The organism is Janthinobacterium breve, assembly GCF_051380895.1.
Lineage (GTDB): Bacteria > Pseudomonadota > Gammaproteobacteria > Burkholderiales > Burkholderiaceae_D > Janthinobacterium.
Genome location: NZ_JBNYXY010000011.1, coordinates 100,415 through 119,029 on the forward strand (window position 1 = coordinate 100,415; position 18,615 = coordinate 119,029).

An 18,615-nucleotide genomic window follows, 5' to 3' on the forward strand; every position below is an offset into this window, starting at 1 on the left:
GGCGCTTGCGCCGGCCTTTTTTATGCCACGGCCAGCCGCGCTGCCCTGTCCCCCCACCACGCCGCTTCTTCAAACACGGAAAAACCTGATAAATCGGCATGCGCAAACAGGATGGCGCCATCGTGTTCACGCAGCGCCTTCAACCCTGCATTGCTGCGAAAACCGGGCAAGGGAGCGGCCATGGCGTGACCGCGCACGGTGATGTCGACCCGCTCGACACAGCTGGCAAAATCGCGTCCATACGCCGTTTTCAGGTCAACGCTGGCCAGCGCCAGCAATTCCTCAGGCGTGGCCGTATCGAGCCATTTGCGTGCTGCCTGCGGCATGCGGTCGGACAGGGCCACGTAGGCGCTGAAGACGGTTTTCTCGGGCGGGCGCACGCGGATATCCTGGTGCGTGGAAACGACATAACCGAGGCCCGGTTCCTGGTACACCACGTTGTCCCAGCACAGGGGCGCATGCGGCAATTCGTCGGGAAAGCGTTTCATCAGGAAGTTCGCCACCAGCCACGGCGCATACGCGGGCGTATCGCGTTTCGCGTCGAAGCCATAGTCGGCGATATTGTTCACCACGCGCGCCGCCACATACAGTGGCATGGCGCAGATGGCCTTGCGCGCCTTGACCAGGTAAGTACGCGGCTGGCCGTCGACCAGTTCCAGGCACAGCGCTTCCACGCCATTTGCCGTAGTGGTGAGCGAGACCACTGTGCCGGAATGGCGCTGCACTTTTGACGCTTGCTCCATGGCCGTGGCCACGGGCTGCATGCCGCCCGGCCAGGTCAGCCAGGCGCCGTTGCCCGCATTGGCTGCCTGGCCCCAGCGGCTGCAGTAGTAATGCAGGCCGGCCCAGGCCGAAACCTGGTCGTAGCGCGTGCCGTAATCGTCGCGGCAGCAGTAATTCAAATACCAGTGCAGGGTGGGCGAGGTATAGCCTTCGCGCTCCATCCACTGCTTCAAGGTGATGGCGTCGAGCGCCTTCCAGGCCGGGTCTTGCGACGACTCCACGGTAGGGAAGACAAACACGCGTTTGCCATCGTTGCCGCGCGCCTGGCGTAGCCGCCGTACCTCGGCAAAGAAGCGCTCGTGCTGCGCCAGTTCCTCGGGCAGCACGCCTTCGGTGGGAATGAAGCCGTCCTGCCAGTGGCCGTTAAACAGCAGGCGCTCTTCCGGCGCATGCAGGATGAGACGCTCGTCGTAATATGGTTTTTCCGCCTGCGGATCGCGCTGGATAATCCCCAGGTCGAACAGGATCTCGCGCACATGGGTCGATTCGGGCGAAGGCAGCGGCAGGTAATGGCCGCCGGTCGGATAAGCCAGGTCGCCGAAGTGACCGCCCGCCGCGTTGCCATACGGCTGAGGACCGTCGACCATCAAAAAATCGGTGTGCCCCAGCTTGTTCAGGCGCCACGCGGCCGTCAAACCGGCAATGCCCGAACCGAGGATGGCCACGTCGGTACTCAAAGTGCGTGAAGGCGCCGGCAGCGCCGTGCGTTCGCGCAGCAGCTTGCGCAAATAGTGCCCTTCGCTGCGGCCCGGATACAGCACTGTCGGCGTGATCTCCTGCCAGCGCAGATATGCGGCGATGCTGCCGATGCCAGCGGCGGCCGCCGCAGTGCCACCGGCAGCCCACAGCATGAAAGAGCGGCGCTGCATCAGCGGATCACCCGGTTCCAGTCCTGCTCGAACTCATGCACGAGCGACTGGGTATTCAAGCGATTCGGCGCCATCGGCAGCGGCTGCATGTCGGGCGGGAAGATGAACATCTCGCGCGTGGTGTCCGCATTCAGATAGCGCATGGGCAGGCGGTAGCTGGTGGGCGGTTTGTAGTCGAGCTGGGGCGAGGCCAGAATAAAACCCCATTCGCCGAACGAGGGCACGTAGGCGTGGTACGGCCAGGTGCGCATGCCCACTTCGCGCAGGGTCGAATTGATGGTCCAGTAGGCATGTGGGGCAAAGAACGGCGACGTCGATTGCACCACCATCAGGCCCTTGGCCGCCAGGTGCTTTTTCACCAGGTCATAGAAGGGCACGGAATACAGCTTGCCCAGCGCGAAACTGGACGGATCGGGGAAATCGACGATGGCCGCGTCGAACATGTCGCCATTGTTACGCAGCCAGACGGCGGCATCGGCATTGACGACGGTGACGCGCTTGTCCGAGAACGCGCTGTTATTCAGTTTCGCCAGTTCCGGGCGCGTGGTAAACGCGGCCGTCATGGCGGGGTCGAGGTCGACCACGGTGACGTGCTCGATCTGTGGATAACGCAGGATTTCACGCAAGGCCAGGCCATCGCCGCCGCCCAGTACCAGCACGCGGCGCGCCCACGGCAACGCTTCCAGCACGGGGTGCACCAGCGCCTCGTGGTAGCGGTATTCGTCGCGTGAGGAAAACTGCAGATTGCCATTGATGTACAAACGCGTATCGTCCTTCCAGCGCGTGATCACCAGGCGCTGGTAGGGCGTGGTGGTGGAATACACGATCTGGTCGCCGAACAGGCCGTGTTCGCCCCAGGCCACCATGCGGTCCGACAGGGCAAAGCCGGCGATCAGCACCAGCATCACGGCGCAGGCGCGCAGCAAGCGCCCCGTGAGGTTCTTCAGCTCCGCGCGGAACACCCAGATCGTCCACAGGCCCACGCCCACGTTGAGCATGCCGAACAGGAAGCCCGTGCGCACCAGCCCCAGGTACGGCGACAGCACCAGCGGGAACAGCAGGGAGACGGCCAGCGCGCCCAGGTAATCGAAGGTGAGCACGCGGCTGACAAGTTCACTAAATTCCGTCTGGCGCGAATTCAGGGCGCGCATCACCAGCGGCACCTCCATGCCGACCAGTGCGCCGATCAGGAACACCATCACATACAATAAGGTGCGAAATGGCGCGGCCATCCACGAAAAGGTCATGAACAGGATGGCGGCCGACAGACCACCGATCAGGCCTACGGCCAGTTCGATGTCGACGAAGCGCGAGAGCACATCGTCGTCCTGCACATACTTTGAAAAGTGAGCGCCCACACCCATCGCGAACAGGTAACAGCCTATGATGGTGGAAAACTGCAGGATGGAGTCGCCGAGCAGGTAGCTGGACATCGCCCCGGCGATCAGCTCATACGCGAGGCCGCAGGAGGCGACCACGAAGACGGACAAGATCAGAATCTTTTTGTTCATTGGACTTATTTTGTTCTAATATGCGTTGACGTTATCAAATACTCATTGCGAGGAAAGCCGTGCCCGCCATCCTAAACTATCTGATCCATCTTTTACTGGCCGCCGGGCTGCTGATTGTATTTTTTATCATCTACACGCGCGTCACGCCGTATAACGAAGTGCTGCTGATCCGCCAGGGCAACCAGGCGGCGGCCCTGTCGCTGGGCGGCGCCCTGCTGGGCTTTTCCGCCACCATCGCCTCCTCGTTGATGCACACGGCTGACTACCAGCAGTTCTTCGCCTGGGCCTTCGGCGCCATGGTGGTGCAGCTGCTGGCGTACGTGGTCAGCACGCGCTTGCTGCACATGTCGAAGGACCAGATCGAATCGAACAACAGCGCCTTCGGCGGTTTGCTGGGCGCCATTTCCCTGTCGATCGGCGCGATTAATGCCGCCTGCATTTCCTGACACCGGTTTCAACTCACTCAAGGACACCATCATGAGCCTCGGCAGCTTTATCAAGAAGCAGTTTATCGACGTACTGCAATGGAACGAAGAGACGGAAGGCGTGCTGGCCTGGCGTTTTCCCATGCAGGATTTCGAAATCCAGAACGGCGCCATCCTGAATGTGCGCGAATCGCAGGTCGCCGTCTTCGTCAATGAAGGCAAGATCGCCGACGTCTTCAGTCCCGGCACGCACAAGCTGACGACGCAGACATTACCGCTGCTGACCAACTTGAAAAACTGGGACAAGCTGTTCGATTCGCCCTTCAAGTCGGACGTGTATTACTTCAGCACCCGCGTGCAGACGGGCCGCAAGTGGGGCACGCCGCAGCCGATCACCATCCGCGACAAGGATTTCGACATGATCCGCGTGCGCGCCTTCGGCATGTACTCGTACCGCATCGCCGACGCCCGCACCTTCTTTACCGAGATCAGCGGCACGCGCGAAGTCTATACGCGCGACGAGGTGGAAGATCAATTGCGCGGCATTTTGATGTCGAGCATGGCCAGCTCGCTGGGCGGCGCGAATGTCCCCTTCCTCGACATGGCGGCCAACCAGGCGCTGATGGCGCAAGAGGTCAAGGATGGCCTGGCGCAGGCGTTTGCCCGCTATGGCGTGGGCCTCGATGAATTCAACGTGGCCAGCATCAGCCTGCCCGAGGAATTACAGGCGGCGCTCGACGAGCGCATCTCGGCCGGCATGAAGGGCGGCCTGGGCGCCGACAAGATGAGCGGCTACACGAAATTCCAGGTCGCCAACGCGATCCCTCTGGCGGCGCAGAACGAAGGCGGCATGGCAGGCATCGGTGCGGGCCTTGGCGCCGGGCTGTCGATCGGCCAGGTGATGGCACAAAGCATGGGCAATGCGCTGCAGCAGCCCGCCCCAGCTCCGGCGGCGCCACCGGCCCCACCGGCCCCTGTCGAGGAGCCGATCGAGGCGCGCCTGGAAAAGCTCAAAGGCTTGCTCGACAAGGGCCTCATTTCGCCGGCCGACTACGACGGCGCCAAGGCTGAACTGCTGAAAAAACTGATCGGCTAAGCGCGACTGCATGCAAACTGTTTCCTGTCCCAGCTGCGGCGCGGAAGTCCGTTTCCGCTCGCACGCTTCCGTGCTCGCCGTGTGCGAGTACTGCCACAGCACCATCCTCAAGGATGCCGACTCCGTCAGGGACGTGGGCAAGATGTCGGCCGTCCTGGAAGACTATACACCGATCCAGATCGGCACGGCCGGCGTGCACGATGGCATCCACTTCACGGTCGTCGGACGCATCCAGCAACGCTACAGCGCCGGCACGTGGAACGAGTGGTATCTGCTGTTCGACGACGCCAGCACGGCCTGGCTGGGCGACTCGTCCGGCCTGTACACGCTGACGCGCGTACGCACGACGCAAGACGCCTTGCCCGTCTTTGGCGAGCTGGCGCCAGGCAAGCGCTACACGATCTGCGGCGAGCAGTACACGGCGGCCGAGATCCGCAATGCCGAATGCATCGCCGGCCAGGGTGAATTGCCGTTCAAGGTGGGCGCGGGCTGGCGCATCCAGGTGGCAGACTTCCGCAACTACGCCAGCTTTATCACGCTCGATTACACGGATGGCCCGCAACCGGTCGTCTACCAGGGTGTCGCCGTCACCCTGGATGGATTGCAGTGCCAGCTGCTGCGCGACGACGATGCCATCGCCAAAAGCGCCGGCAAGTACCGCGGCAAGCTCGATGCGCTCGACTGCCCCTCCTGCGGCAGCGGCATCCAGTATGTGCCCGGCGCGGCGGCGCAGCTGGTGTGCCCCGCCTGCCACGCGCAGCTCGACGCCAGCGGCCCGGAAGCGCAGGTGCTGGCCATCGGCAAGCAGGTGCACGACAACGCCGACATCACGCTGGAGCTGGGCGCCAGCGCGAAGATCAGCAATGCCGACTTCACGGTGATCGGCATGATGCGCCGCGCCGACGACGAAGGCAGCGAATGGAATGAATACCTGTTGTACAACGCGCGCGCAGGCTTCTTCTGGCTGGTGGAAACGGACGACGGCTGGTCGCGCTCGAACGTGCTGCCGAACTGGCCCACCTGGCCATCCATGGATGCCGAGCGCTGCACGCTCGATGGCGCCACCTATGCCAAACTGTATGACTACGGCTCGCAGGTAGTGTATGCGGCGGGCGCCTTCAACTGGAAGGTGGCCGTCGGCGACAGTACGCGCGTGTTTGAATTCGAACAGGGACAAACAAAACTGGCGGCGGAAATCACCGGCGAGGAAATGACCTGGTCGCGCTCCGTGCCCGTCGCCTATGACCAGATGGCCGCCTGGTTCGGCGCCGCCTTCCATGGCGGTGCCAAGGTACAGAACATCCAACTGAGTCACCGCGGTATCGCCAAGGTCTTCATCGTCATCGTGCTGGTATTGAATGCGATCCCGATGTTCGTCTCGTTCTCCAGCACCTTGATGTGGAGTTTGCTGGGCTGCCTGGCGCTGTTCCTGCCCGCCGCTTTTCTCGACAAGAATGCAAAGAATCCCCCATGAGTAAATACGTGATCTATGCCTTGATGGTGACGTTTTCCGTCACGGCCGCCAACTGGGTGCGCATGTTCAAGGTGGCGGGCAGTGGCAGCGGCGGCAGCAGCTGGAGTTCGCGCACGGGCAGCGGCGGCGGCGGCTATGGCGGCGGTTCCAGCGGCGGCAGCCACAAATAGGCATGGCGTCCACACCGCATCTGCCCCTGGGCACCCATCTGCTGGCCGACCTGTCGGGCATCGATGCGGCACGCCTGCGCGATGGCGCCGCGCTCGAACGCCTGCTGCGCGACGCAGCCATCACGGCTGGCGCGCAAGTGTTGCATAGCCATTTCCACAGCTTTGGCGCCGGCCAGGGCGTCACGGGCGTGGTGCTGCTGGCTGAATCGCACATCTCCATCCACACCTGGCCGGAATGCAGCTTTGCCGCCGTCGACATCTTCATGTGCGGCGCGGCGCGGCCGCAACTGGCGCTCGACGTCATCAAGGATGCGCTGCAGGCGGCGCACTGCCAGTTGCAATCCGTGCGCCGCGCGCCGCCTGGGCAAACCTAGGCTCGCTGGTGGAACGCGTGGGGATCGCTTACACTGTCGGCTCGTTTCCCCAACCACTGCCTGCCATGCGCCGTTCCGCCCTGTCCCTGCTGCCACTGTTACTGCTCGTCACCGCCTGCGACGACTACACGGCACCGAGCCTGTACCAGGCCACCACGCCCGAATGCAAGACGTGGACGGAAGGTTCGCGCTTCGAACTGCCGCGCGGTATCAGCGTATATGCCACGCCACCCGTCACCCTGAAGGAAGGCGGTACGGAACTGGCGCTGATCTTCACCTTGCCCGTCGGTACCCAGGCCAGCTTCACGCGCCTGTCCTTCCTGCTGGAAGAACCGCACAAGCAGCCGTTCGCCGAGGCGGAAGTGCTGACCATCTACCAGCGCGGCATGAACCAAAAGGCGGAAATCGTCGACGTTATCGAAAAGCTGCCCATCATGTTTTCTGCCGTCGGCAACAGCAAGGAAACCCAATGGCGGCTGCGCTTGCAACTACCGCGCCAGCTGCCGCAGCGCTTTGATCTATCCATGCCCGACATGCTCGTCGCAGGCAAGCGCTACCCGGTGCGTACGTTTACCTACCGCTATTTTCCCGAGCGCAGCGCCTACGGCATGTGCAGCTGAAGTTGACGCCGGCGCACGCCGCTGGCACACTGGCGTTTTTCATCACACAACAGGAGTAGACAACATGCACTATTCGGATACTGCCGTGCTGTCGGCTGCCTGATCACTGTCTTTCCCGGCTAAGCCCCTTAGCCCGCCATTCTTCATACGCGTGATCGCGTAGCCGACTTCCCCTTCTTTCGTGCCAGTCATGCCGACTGGCTGTGCCTGCACGCGCAGGCTACATGTCCGCACGCGGACGACAGAATTTGGAATCACGCTACCATGATCGCATTCGATTTTGCGCAACTACGCCTTATCGGGCTGCAGCAGGCAATCGCCCGCGCAGCCACCCAACTCGACTTATCTTCTCCCGCCGCGCAGCTGCTACGCGTGAGCGCCGTGCACCGCGACAGCATCCTCGTGCACGACGGCATCCTGGAACACCCGGCGCAGATCTTGCCGCGCCTGCTGCACGCCTTGCTGGAGCAGGACAGCATGCTTGCCGTCGGCGACTGGATCGCTGTCGAACCCGATCTTCACGGCGCGCTGTGGATAACGGCGCACTTATCCCCAATCACGCAGATCGCGCGGCGCGGCAATGACGGCCGGCGCCAGGTACTCGCCAGCAATGTCGATACGGCCCTGCTGGTGATGGGCTTGGACGGGGACTTCAACCCGCGCCGGCTGGAACGCTATCTGGCCATCGTGCTGGCGGCCCAGGTCAGCCCCGTGGTGGTGCTCAGCAAGGCCGACGTGGCTGACGACGTGGGCGGCAAGCTGGCGCAGCTCAAACACCGTCTGCCGCTGCACGTGCCGCTGTTTGCCGTCGATACGCGCCATGCGTACGACGTGGCCATCCTGGAACCCTGGCTGGGCGCTGGCCAGACCCTGGTAATGCTGGGATCATCGGGCGCCGGCAAGTCCAGCCTGACCAACACCCTGTGCGCGGTGGAGCAGGCGACGAATGGCGTGCGCCATGGCGATGGACGCGGCCGGCATACGACGACGGCGCGCTCCTTGCACCTGTGCGCCAGCGGCGCCTGCATCATCGATACGCCGGGCTTGCGCAGCTGGCGCGCGGACGCCGATGCCGAGACCCTGGCGGCCACGTTTGACGACATTGCGGCACTGGCGTCCACTTGCCAATTCCGCGATTGCCAGCATGCCAGCGAACCCGGTTGCGCCGTACGCGGCGCCGTCGATGGAGACCGCTTGCGCAATTATCACAAGCTGCTGCGCGACGCCCGCCGTAGCGAGGAAACGCCGCTCGAGCGCATTGCCGCGCGCGCCAAGTGGAAGGTAAGGCTCAAAGCCTTCAAGCAGCGCGGCAAGGACGGGATTGTGTGAACAGGCGTCCGGTATCGACGACTGCAGATTGTATCAAAGTTGCAATTGAGAAATATGCAATGTATAGTTAAATGCAGTACCAGCAAGCATGCGCCGCACGCAATGCCCGCGGCCCGCCAACCATAGGATGAGGATGCACTGTGTTCAAGAAAAAAACCGTTTTACTTCTGAGTACGTTTTCGGCTTGCCTGTTCGCCAGCAGCGCACTGTTCGCGCAAAAGCTGATCGTGCCGCAAGAGATTCACTATGCTGGCAAGGTCTACAAGCTGGCGTTTACCGCGCCACAAAATCGCAATAGCAAGCGGACCTTGTATGAATATACGACGAATGGCGAAGCGGTGGAAAAATGGAGCAGCCTAATTACCGTGCTATACGAAGGCAATTCCAAGAACGATCCATTTTCCTTCTCTGCAGCCCTGGTCAAGTCGCTGGCAGCCACCAAACCGGAGCCCATTTCCTCCGTCGTGATCGACAATGGCCATGTGCTGATGCGTTCAGTATATGAACCGGATGCGGCCAACCCCGTGTATGAATCAAATGTGAGCAAGAGCTTTCATGGTACTGCCGCCTGCGGTGGCCTGCTACAGTTTCAGTATGCGGTAAAAACACCACCCGGCGAAGACCAATCAGCGGCGGGCAAGCAGGCGACGCTGAAGTTGGTCAATGAGGGCAATGCCAGTTTGGCTGTCCAGTTGCGCGATGGCTACTGGCAACCCACCTGCGAATAGGCGGGAGGCGAGGCACAAAAAAAAGGCAGCCCGCAGGCTGCCTTTTGTATTACTGCTTGCAAGCGAATTAATGCTTGCGCAGTTTCTGGATCGCTGCCAGCTGCGCAATCGCGCTGGCCAGCTCGGCTTGCGCTTGCGCGTAGTCGATGCCCGAATCCTTGTTGTGGATATTTTCTTCCGCCAACTTCTTCGCTTCCAGCGCTTTCGCTTCATCCAGGTCGTGACCGCGGATCGCGGTATCGGCCAGGACGGTCACGGTGTCAGGTTGCACTTCCAGCAAGCCGCCGGCAACGAAGACGAATACTTCTTCAGCCTGACCGACTACCTTGATGCGGACCGCGCCCGGACGGATGCGGGTAATCAAAGGCGTGTGGCGTGGGTAGATACCCAGCTCGCCCTGTTCACCCGGCAACGCGACGAATTCTGCTTCGCCTGAAAAAATCAGTTCTTCAGCGGAAACCACGTCAACGTGAATTGTGTGTGCCATGTGTGTCCTATCGGGTTGAAGAACCCCGCCGTGTAAAGGGCGGGGTTAGGCCCAAACTTAACTTAGTTAAGTTTCTTGGCTTTTTCGATTGCTTCTTCGATCGTGCCGACCATGTAGAACGCTTGTTCCGGCAGGTGATCGAGTTCGCCCGAAGCGATCATTTTGAAGCCCTTGATCGTGTCTTTGAGCGAAACGTATTTACCAGGCGCGCCGGTAAAGACTTCAGCGACGTGGAAAGGCTGCGACAGGAAACGCTGCATCTTACGTGCACGGGCGACCAGCAGTTTGTCTTCCGGTGCCAGCTCGTCCATACCCAGAATCGCGATAATGTCGCGCAATTCCTTGTAGCGTTGCAGGGTCGTTTGCACGGCACGCGCGGTGTCATAGTGCTCTTGACCAACGATCAACGGATCGAGCTGACGCGAGGTCGAATCGAGTGGGTCCACGGCTGGGTAGATACCCAGGGAAGCGATGTCACGCGACAGCGCAACGGTCGAATCCAAGTGAGCAAACGTGGTAGCAGGCGACGGATCGGTGTAATCATCGGCAGGCACGTAGACGGCCTGGATCGACGTGATCGAACCGGTCTTGGTCGACGTGATACGCTCTTGCAGACGGCCCATTTCTTCAGCCAGGGTCGGTTGGTAACCCACAGCCGACGGCATACGGCCCAGCAGTGCCGATACTTCGGTACCTGCCAGCGTGAAGCGGTAGATGTTGTCGACGAAGAACAGAACGTCCTTGCCTTCATCACGGAACGATTCAGCGATCGTCAGGCCGGTCAGCGCGACGCGCAGACGGTTACCTGGCGGTTCATTCATCTGACCGTAGACCATCGCGACTTTGGAGTTCTCTGGATTTTCCAGATCGACCACTTTCGCGTCAGCCATCTCGTGGTAGAAGTCGTTACCTTCACGCGTACGCTCACCGACACCGGCGAACACGGACACGCCGCTGTGCGCTTTGGCGATGTTGTTAATCAGTTCCATCATGTTGACGGTCTTGCCTACGCCAGCGCCGCCGAACAGACCAACTTTACCGCCTTTTGCAAACGGGCAAACCAGATCGATCACCTTGATGCCGGTTTCCAGCAGTTCTTGCGATGGCGACAGTTCGTCGTATGCAGGAGCGGTGCGGTGGATCGACGCGATCTGCTCGTGCGACACTGGGCCGCATTCGTCGATCGGGTTGCCCAGCACGTCCATGATGCGACCCAGGGTTGCTTTACCGACTGGCACCATGATAGGTTTGCCGGTGTTCTGGATCATCATGCCGCGACGCAGGCCATCGGACGAACCGAGTGCAATGGTACGCACCACGCCGTCGCCCAACTGCTGTTGTACTTCCAGGGTCAGTGCTGAGCCCTCCATTTTCAAGGCATCAAATACCTTGGGCACAGCGTTGCGGGGAAACTCAACGTCCACCACAGCGCCGATACACTGAACGATTTTGCCATCAGCCATGTTCGTTCCTTCAATATAGTTAAATTCGTTTAAACCGCAGCCGCACCGGCGACGATTTCGGAGAGTTCTTTGGTAATCGCAGCTTGGCGGGTCTTGTTGTAGATCAGCTTCAATTCGCCGATCACACTACCCGCGTTGTCGCTTGCAGCTTTCATCGCGACCATCCGTGCCGATTGCTCGGACGCCAGATTCTCTGCGACTGCCTGGTACACCAGCGCTTCTACATAGCGCTCCAGCAATTCGTCGATCACGCTTTGCGCATCCGGCTCGTAGATGTAATCCCAAGTATGGGCGCCCTTGTCGGCGACCATCTTGTCGGCCGTCAGGGGCAGCAATTGCTCCACGACTGGTTCCTGTTTCATCGTGTTGATGAATTTGGTGTAGCACAGGTACACTGCATCGATCTTGCCTGCCTGAAACTCTTCGAGCATGACCTTGACGGGTCCGATCAATTTGTCCAAGTGGGGCGTATCACCGGTTTGAATGGCGTGCGCAATGATCTTGACGCCGATGCGATTCAAAAAACCCAAACCCTTGTTACCGATGGCAACTGCTTCAATCCGGTTGCCAGCTACTTCCAGCTCGCGCGACTTCGACGTCACCTGGCGCAGGATGTTGGTATTCATGCCGCCGCACAGACCCTTGTCGGTCGTGACAACGATGAAACCCACTGCCTTCGCTTGCGTACCCTGGGCAGCTGCCAGGAACGGGTGCGTGTATTCCGGATTGGCGGTCGCCAGATTGGCGGCGATATTCCGAATCTTGTCACTATAGGGACGGGCGGCCCGCATCCGGTCTTGCGCCTTGCGCATTTTGGACGCGGCGACCATTTCCATCGCCTTGGTGATCTTCTTCGTATTCTCTACGCTCTTGATCTTGCCTCGTATCTCTTTGCTTGATGCCATGAGTCCTTACTCCTTCTGCGCGTAGGGCGGCGCCTCACTCGAGGTGGGCGCCGCCTGGCCGCTTAATATGCGCCGGATTTCTTGAAATCAGCAATGGCCGCCGACAGAGTTGCTTCGCTGTCTTTGTCGAGTTGCTTGGTTTCTTCGATCTTGGCCAGCAGAGCAGCTTGCTTGGTCTTCATGTAAGCGTGAACACCAGCTTCGAACGACAGCACTTGCTTGACTGGCACGTCGTCCATGAAGCCTTTGTTCACCGAGAACAGCGATACGGCCATCAGCGAGATCGACAGTGGCGAGTACTGGGCTTGCTTGAGCAATTCCGTGACGCGCGCACCACGGTCCAGCTGCTTGCGGGTCGACTCATCCAGGTCGGATGCGAACTGCGCAAACGCAGCCAATTCACGGTACTGCGCCAAGTCGGTACGGATACCACCGGACAGGTTCTTGATGACCTTGGTCTGGGCGGCGCCACCGACGCGCGATACGGAAATACCGGCGTTAATAGCAGGACGGATACCGGCGTTGAACAGCGAGGTTTCCAGGAAGATCTGACCGTCGGTAATCGAAATCACGTTGGTTGGAACGAATGCGGACACGTCGCCAGCTTGCGTTTCAATGATCGGCAGTGCCGTCAGGGAACCGGTCTTGCCTTTGACGGCGCCGTCGGTGAACTTCTCGACGTAGTCGGCGTTCACGCGTGCTGCGCGTTCCAGCAGGCGGCTGTGCAGGTAGAACACGTCGCCTGGGTACGCTTCGCGACCTGGTGGACGGCGCAGCAGCAGCGAGATTTGACGGTAAGCAACAGCTTGTTTGGACAGATCATCGTAGACGATCAGTGCATCTTCGCCGCGGTCACGGAAGTATTCGCCCATGGCGCAACCGGAGTACGGCGAGATGTATTGCATGGCGGCCGATTCCGAAGCGGAAGCGGCGACAACGATGGTGTATTCCATCGCGCCGTGCTGTTCCAGCGAGCGCACGATGTTCTTGATCGACGAGGCTTTTTGGCCAATCGCGACGTAGATACATTTCATGCCCTGGCCTTTTTGATTGATGATCGCATCAATCGCCACAGCCGACTTGCCGGTTTGACGGTCGCCGATGATCAGTTCGCGCTGGCCGCGGCCAACTGGAACCATCGCATCGATCGACTTCAGGCCGGTTTGCATTGGTTGCGAAACGGACTCACGGGCGATTACGCCCGGAGCGATTTTTTCAATCGCGGCCGTCAGTTTCGTGTCGATGGCGCCTTTGCCGTCGATTGGCTGACCCAGCGCGTTGACAACGCGGCCGAGCAGCTCAGGGCCGACTGGCACTTCCAGAATGCGGCCGGTGCATTTCACCGTGTCGCCTTCGGAGATGTGCTCGTAGGCACCCAGAATCACGGAACCGACGGAGTCGCGTTCCAGATTCATTGCCAGGCCAAACGTGTTGCCTGGGAATTCCAGCATCTCGCCTTGCATCACGTCCGACAAACCGTGGATGCGGCAGATACCGTCGGCAACGGAAATAACCGTGCCTTGATTACGCACTTCAGCGCCGCCATCAAGACCTTGGATCCGGCTCTTGATCAACTCGCTGATTTCAGATGGGTTGAGTTGCATACTAACTCCTAAAAGTGTTTCTCTCAGCTTGCGCGAGGGGTAAGGGTCTGTCTTAGCTGGCCTGCCGAAGCGCGTGTCTTACGACACCAATGCAGCGTGCAGTTGCTGCAGCTTGGCGCGCACCGAGGTGTCGAGCACTTGGTCGCCAACAACCACGCGCACGCCGCCGAGCAGCGATGGATCCACTGTGACGGCAGGGTTGAGCTTACGACTGAATTTCTTTTCCAGCGTTGCGACCAGCTCGGCCGTTTGGCCTTCGCTCAGATCGAAAGCGCTCGTGATCTCGGCGTCAGCCGCACCTTCCAGGCCATTTTTCAAGGCATGGAATTGCGCGCCGATTTCCGGCAGCAGGCTGATGCGGCCATTTTCGATCAACATCGTGACGAAGTTTTTCACTTCCTCATTGAGCGGCGATTTCAACAACGACAGGATGGTGGCGGCGACGTCGCTTTCCGAAACTTTCGGATTGCGCGCGTACGCCTGTACCTCGGGGTGGCTACCGATCTGTGCCAGTTCAGACACCAGTTCGGACCACGCCGCGAGGTTGCTTGACTCCTTACCAGCTTGGGCTACGCGGAACAAAGCTTCCGCGTAGGGACGGGCGACGGTTGCGAGTTCTGCCATGATTACAGCTCGACAGCAAGACGCTGCAACATTTCGGCGTGAGCCGTAGCGTTGACTTCACGCTTCAAGATCTGCTCGGCACCCTTGACAGCCAGGTCAGCCACCTGAGCGCGCAATTGTTCGCGTGCTTTCGACAGTTGCTGTTCGGCGTCCGACTGGGCTTGCGCAATGATACGCGCAGCTTCAGCTTGTGCATTTTGCTTGATCTCTTCAGCAACCAGCTGCGCGCGCTTTTCAGCGTCCGCAACGCGTTGCGACGCTTCTTCACGTGCACTGTTCAATGCCTCTTGCGCACGCTTTTCAGCGACAGCCATCGAAGCTTGACCCTGATCGGCCGCAGCCAATCCATCCGCGATTCGTTTGGCACGCTCATCCAGCGCATTGTTCAGCGCTGGAAATACGAACTTCATCGAGAACCAGACCAACACCGCGAAGGTGATCATCTGGCCGATGAGCGACATATTGATGTCCATACCTTTGCTCCTAACTAAAAGTTTCTCCTAGGGTTGGAGCGAATTACTGAGCAACAGCCGTCAGAGCGGACAGGAACGGGTTAGCGAACGTGTACAGCAGAGCAACACCAACGCCAATCATCGAGATAGCATCCAGCAGACCAGCGATAACGAACAGTTTGGTTTGCAGTTGTGGCATCAGTTCTGGTTGACGTGCCGAAGCTTCCAGGAATTTGCCACCCAAGATAGCGAAGCCCAGAGCGGTGCCGATTGCGGCCAGGCCGATGATGATTGCTGCTGCCAGAACGGTCATGCTTTGTACTTGTGCGATCAGAGCTTGCATAAAATTCTCCTAAATTTAAAAACGAAAGATACTAAAAAAACAAAATATAAAGTTAATGATTAATGTTTCTCAACCGCAAGGCTCAGATACACAACCGTCAACGCCATAAACACAAAAGCTTGCAAAGTTACAATCAAGATATGGAAAATTGCCCATGGACCACCCAACGCCCACTGTGCCCACCAAGGCAACAACGCGATCAAGATGAAAATCAGTTCGCCGGCATACATATTGCCGAACAGTCGCAGCGACAGGGAGATCAGTTTTGCAACCAGCTCAACCATTTGCAGCAAGAAATTGACAGGTGCCAGGGCGATCGTGGCGATCAAGCCATTCGCATGGAACGGTGCCGTGAACAGTTCCTTGATCCAGCCGCCCAGGCCCTTGGCCTTGATCGAGAAGGCGATCACGCACAGCACCACCGACAGCGACATGGCGAAGGTGTGGTTGACGTCGGCGGTCGGCACGGCGCGCAATTTATGCACGCCAAACCAGCTCAGGATCTTCGGCAACAGGTCAACCGGCAGGAAGTCCATCGCGTTGAGCAGCCAGACCCAGACAAAAATTGTGATGGCCAGCGGTGCGATGACCTTGCTTTTCGCGTGGAAGGCCCCATTAATAGTGTCATTGACCATCTCCATGATCATTTCGACGAAATTTTGCAACTTGCCAGGGACACCAGCCGTCGCGCGGCGCGACGCCATATAGAAAACAGCCAGGAAAACAAAGCCCAGAATGGCCGAAATCCAGAACGTATCCAGATTGATCATGCCGTCGGCACTTCTCAGGTGGGCCAGATGGTGACTGATGTATTCTGTGGCGTTGGCCGGGGCAGCATGGCCCGCTTCAATAGCGTGTTCTGTGGTCATAATGAATTTAGATTTGTCGTTTCAGAGCACAACAGGCCCCAAAACCAATGATTAAACAGCGAGCAATGAAAACCAGTATGCTAAGGTTGCCACCGCGAAACCCAAGATCAGCCATAACCAGGCGGCCGACTGAAACAACACCAGTGCCAATATAAACAGCACCGCTGTGATAAATATTTTCATCACTTCTGCGCGCAAATGCGCCCGGAATGCCTTATTGGCATCGCTAGAACCGCGAACGACCAACATGGCATATACCAGGCTACCGATGACTGCGATAGCACCGCCGTATGCGGCGGACCAGCCTCTGACACTGCCACCGAAAAACAGGGTGACTGTGGCAAAGCTGATAGCGATTGCTAACTGCAATGCAACTACTTTGTAGACGGGTTTGGCAATACTTTGTTGTGAATCACTCAATTGCCAGGTTCCCAGAAAAATCTACACACGCAAAGACACGGGATTATAGTTGGCTTTGATCTATCGAGTCAAACGTTGCTGCACCGCAGCAGGGCGATTGCTGCGTGAAACTGACGCTTTACCGACTATTCGCCGCCATTTGCACCACTATATGGCAAAGTCGCTTGTCTGGCCGCTTCCAGCCGTGTTATCAAGGAATTACGTGGTGCATCTGGAAAGCATGGCCGGATTATCCACACCCGCACTCCCCATGTCTTTGCAGCTTGCTATTTAACCACGCAAGCGGGTCAACAATCCATCGAGCACGTCAAGATCGGCAAAATCGATCACCAATTGGCCACGGCCTTTGTTGCCCATTTTGAACACCACGGGCGTGGCCAGCGCATCGGACAACTCTTCTTCCAGGCGGGCGATGTCGCCGGACTTTTCCTTTTGCCGCGGCTCGACGGGGTTGGCCGCTTCCTCGGCCGTGCGCGTGACCAGCTTTTCCGTTTCGCGCACCGACAGGCGCTTGGCCACCACCTGATTGGCCAAGTTGATCTGGCTGGCCGTATCGACCGCCAGCAAGGCGCGCGCATGGCCCATGTCGATATCGCCGGCCATCAGCATGGTCTGCACGGGGCTGGCCAGGTTCATCAGGCGGAGCAGGTTCGACACCGCGCTGCGCGAGCGTCCCAGCGCAGTGGCCGCTTGCTCATGCGTAAAATGGAAGTCGGCGATCAGGCGGTGGATGCCCTGCGCTTCTTCCAGCGGGTTCAGGTCTTCGCGCTGGATATTCTCGATCAGCGCCATGGCTGCGGCGGCCAGGTCGTCCACATCGCGCACCAGCACCGGTACTTCCGTCAGGCCGGCCAACTGCGAGGCACGGAAGCGGCGTTCGCCGGCGATGATTTCATATTTGACAAGTCCGCTCAGGGTGTCTTGCCCGATCGGGCGTACCAGGATCGGCTGCATCAGCCCTTGCGCCTTGATCGAGGCGGCCAGTTCGTTCAGGGCCCCCTCGTCCATGCGCGTGCGCGGCTGGTATTTGCCGGCTTGCATTTGTGACACTGGCAAGTTCGACGGTTGATGCGTGTCCGGACCGGCGAAGTCGCCGCCGCCGCCCAACAGGGCGTCGAGTCCGCGACCCAGTCCTTTTAATTTTTTCGTAGCCATGCTGTCCTAACTAACTAGGGGGTCAGACCCTTCGGGTCCGACCCCAGTATTTTTCTTGGGGTTGGCAGTTCTCAACCCAACTGCTAAAGCTGGGGTCAGACCCAAGGGTCTGACCCCGGTGCTGCTGTTTACATATGTTTGATACGTTCAACCATCTCGGCGCCGAAGGCAATATACGCCTGGGCACCTTTCGAACTGGGGTCGAAGGTCACGCCGGGCAAGCCGTACGATGGCGCTTCGGCCAGGCGCACATTGCGCGGGATGATGGTCTTGAAGACTTTGTCGCCGAAGTGCTGCTCCAACTGAGCCGACACTTGTTGCGATAATGTCATGCGCGGATCGAACATCACGCGCAGCAAGCCGATGATCTTCAAATCGGGGTTCAGGTTGGCGTGCACCTTCTTGATAGTGTTGACCAGGTCGGACAAGCCTTCCAGCGCGTAGTACTCGCACTGCATCGGGATGATCACGCCATGCGCGGCGCACAGGCCGTTCAGGGTCAACATCGACAATGCCGGCGGGCAATCGACGAGGATGAAATCGTATTCGCTGTCGACTTCGGCCAGCGCATCCTTCAGGCGGCGTTCGCGGTTGTCCAGTTCGACCATCTCCACTTCGGCGCCGGCCAGTTCGCGGTTCGACGGCAAGACATCGAAACGCCCCGCTTCCGAACGCTGGCGTGCCGTCTTGACATCGGACTCGCCCAACATGACTTCATAGGTGGACGCCTTCAGGCCGGCCTTGTTGATGCCGGCGCCCATGGTCGCATTGCCCTGCGGGTCGAGGTCGACCAGCAGCACGCGCTGGTTCAACTTGGCCAGGCCGGCGGAGAGGTTGACGCTTGTTGTGGTTTTACCAACACCACCCTTTTGATTTGCTACACAAAAAATTTTGGCCATGTATCTTCTAGTTGT

The 18,615-nt window shown here is 59.3% G+C and carries 21 protein-coding genes; 8 read left to right on the top strand and 13 right to left on the bottom strand.

Going from position 1 to position 18,615, the window contains the following annotated elements:
- Positions 1 to 20: 20 nt before the first annotated feature.
- Together ACQ4W0_RS22630 and ACQ4W0_RS22635 are read right to left on the bottom strand one after the other, a co-directional pair.
- Positions 21 to 1,652 (bottom strand): NAD(P)-binding protein, encoded by a 1,632-nt coding sequence (locus ACQ4W0_RS22630; RefSeq protein WP_436578797.1) that lies wholly within the window; start codon positions 1,650 to 1,652, stop codon positions 21 to 23.
- Positions 1,652 to 3,163 (bottom strand): polyamine aminopropyltransferase, encoded by a 1,512-nt coding sequence (locus ACQ4W0_RS22635; RefSeq protein ID WP_436578798.1) that lies wholly within the window; start codon positions 3,161 to 3,163, stop codon positions 1,652 to 1,654. The genes ACQ4W0_RS22630 and ACQ4W0_RS22635 overlap by 1 nt, the downstream gene beginning before the upstream one ends.
- A gap of 59 nt (positions 3,164 to 3,222) precedes the next feature.
- Here ACQ4W0_RS22635 and ACQ4W0_RS22640 point away from each other — a divergent pair, with 59 nt between their 5' ends.
- The 8 genes from ACQ4W0_RS22640 (at position 3,223) to ACQ4W0_RS22675 (ending at position 9,379) form a co-directional block, all read left to right on the top strand.
- Positions 3,223 to 3,609: a DUF350 domain-containing protein gene (locus ACQ4W0_RS22640; RefSeq protein ID WP_436578799.1), complete on the top strand. Its 387-nt coding sequence runs from the start codon at positions 3,223 to 3,225 to the stop codon at positions 3,607 to 3,609.
- Positions 3,610 to 3,640: 31 nt separating this feature from the next.
- Positions 3,641 to 4,684 (top strand): SPFH domain-containing protein, encoded by a 1,044-nt coding sequence (locus ACQ4W0_RS22645; RefSeq protein WP_436578800.1) that lies wholly within the window; start codon positions 3,641 to 3,643, stop codon positions 4,682 to 4,684.
- Positions 4,685 to 4,694: 10 nt separating this feature from the next.
- On the top strand, positions 4,695 to 6,158 hold the full coding sequence (locus tag ACQ4W0_RS22650) for a DUF4178 domain-containing protein (RefSeq protein ID WP_436578801.1): 1,464 nt from the start codon (positions 4,695 to 4,697) through the stop codon (positions 6,156 to 6,158).
- Positions 6,155 to 6,328 (top strand): hypothetical protein, encoded by a 174-nt coding sequence (locus ACQ4W0_RS22655; protein ID WP_436578802.1) that lies wholly within the window; start codon positions 6,155 to 6,157, stop codon positions 6,326 to 6,328. The genes ACQ4W0_RS22650 and ACQ4W0_RS22655 overlap by 4 nt, the downstream gene beginning before the upstream one ends.
- A 2-nt stretch (positions 6,329 to 6,330) precedes the next feature.
- Positions 6,331 to 6,702: an adenosylmethionine decarboxylase gene (gene speD / locus ACQ4W0_RS22660; protein WP_436578803.1), complete on the top strand. Its 372-nt coding sequence runs from the start codon at positions 6,331 to 6,333 to the stop codon at positions 6,700 to 6,702.
- Between the two features lie 65 nt (positions 6,703 to 6,767).
- Positions 6,768 to 7,322, top strand: coding sequence for a hypothetical protein (locus ACQ4W0_RS22665; RefSeq protein WP_436578804.1), 555 nt, complete (start codon positions 6,768 to 6,770; stop codon positions 7,320 to 7,322).
- 264 nt (positions 7,323 to 7,586) lie between these two features.
- Positions 7,587 to 8,651, top strand: coding sequence for a ribosome small subunit-dependent GTPase A (gene rsgA / locus ACQ4W0_RS22670; RefSeq protein WP_436578805.1), 1,065 nt, complete (start codon positions 7,587 to 7,589; stop codon positions 8,649 to 8,651).
- 140 nt (positions 8,652 to 8,791) lie between these two features.
- A complete protein-coding gene (locus ACQ4W0_RS22675) occupies positions 8,792 to 9,379 on the top strand; it encodes an HI_0983 family protein (RefSeq protein ID WP_436578806.1) in 588 nt (195 codons plus the stop codon).
- Between the two features lie 67 nt (positions 9,380 to 9,446).
- On the opposite strand, the gene ACQ4W0_RS22680 is transcribed toward ACQ4W0_RS22675, so the two are convergent.
- From ACQ4W0_RS22680 to ACQ4W0_RS22730, 11 genes are all read right to left on the bottom strand, one after another.
- On the bottom strand, positions 9,447 to 9,866 hold the full coding sequence (locus ACQ4W0_RS22680; RefSeq protein ID WP_096232958.1) for a F0F1 ATP synthase subunit epsilon: 420 nt from the start codon (positions 9,864 to 9,866) through the stop codon (positions 9,447 to 9,449).
- A 62-nt stretch (positions 9,867 to 9,928) separates the two neighbouring features.
- Positions 9,929 to 11,329: a F0F1 ATP synthase subunit beta gene (gene atpD, locus ACQ4W0_RS22685; protein ID WP_102122748.1), complete on the bottom strand. Its 1,401-nt coding sequence runs from the start codon at positions 11,327 to 11,329 to the stop codon at positions 9,929 to 9,931.
- Positions 11,330 to 11,358: 29 nt separating this feature from the next.
- Positions 11,359 to 12,234 (bottom strand): F0F1 ATP synthase subunit gamma, encoded by an 876-nt coding sequence (gene atpG, locus ACQ4W0_RS22690; RefSeq protein WP_436578807.1) that lies wholly within the window; start codon positions 12,232 to 12,234, stop codon positions 11,359 to 11,361.
- A gap of 62 nt (positions 12,235 to 12,296) precedes the next feature.
- Complete coding sequence (gene atpA, locus ACQ4W0_RS22695) at positions 12,297 to 13,838, bottom strand: F0F1 ATP synthase subunit alpha (protein ID WP_077398373.1); 1,542 nt, start codon at positions 13,836 to 13,838, stop codon at positions 12,297 to 12,299.
- Between the two features lie 78 nt (positions 13,839 to 13,916).
- The gene (locus tag ACQ4W0_RS22700; protein ID WP_034752699.1) at positions 13,917 to 14,462 is read right to left on the bottom strand and encodes a F0F1 ATP synthase subunit delta; all 546 of its coding nucleotides are present in this window, start codon (positions 14,460 to 14,462) and stop codon (positions 13,917 to 13,919) included.
- A 2-nt stretch (positions 14,463 to 14,464) separates the two neighbouring features.
- Complete coding sequence (locus tag ACQ4W0_RS22705; protein WP_034752697.1) at positions 14,465 to 14,935, bottom strand: F0F1 ATP synthase subunit B; 471 nt, start codon at positions 14,933 to 14,935, stop codon at positions 14,465 to 14,467.
- A 43-nt stretch (positions 14,936 to 14,978) separates the two neighbouring features.
- A complete protein-coding gene (gene atpE, locus ACQ4W0_RS22710; protein ID WP_034752695.1) occupies positions 14,979 to 15,257 on the bottom strand; it encodes a F0F1 ATP synthase subunit C in 279 nt (92 codons plus the stop codon).
- A 59-nt stretch (positions 15,258 to 15,316) separates the two neighbouring features.
- A complete protein-coding gene (gene atpB, locus ACQ4W0_RS22715; RefSeq protein WP_436578808.1) occupies positions 15,317 to 16,126 on the bottom strand; it encodes a F0F1 ATP synthase subunit A in 810 nt (269 codons plus the stop codon).
- Positions 16,127 to 16,177: 51 nt separating this feature from the next.
- Entirely contained in the window at positions 16,178 to 16,546 is a 369-nt protein-coding gene (locus ACQ4W0_RS22720; RefSeq protein WP_436578809.1) for an ATP synthase subunit I, read from the bottom strand.
- Between the two features lie 270 nt (positions 16,547 to 16,816).
- The gene (locus ACQ4W0_RS22725) at positions 16,817 to 17,701 is read right to left on the bottom strand and encodes a ParB/RepB/Spo0J family partition protein (protein ID WP_436578810.1); all 885 of its coding nucleotides are present in this window, start codon (positions 17,699 to 17,701) and stop codon (positions 16,817 to 16,819) included.
- Between the two features lie 128 nt (positions 17,702 to 17,829).
- The gene (locus tag ACQ4W0_RS22730; RefSeq protein ID WP_096232943.1) at positions 17,830 to 18,600 is read right to left on the bottom strand and encodes a ParA family protein; all 771 of its coding nucleotides are present in this window, start codon (positions 18,598 to 18,600) and stop codon (positions 17,830 to 17,832) included.
- Positions 18,601 to 18,615: the final 15 nt, after the last annotated feature.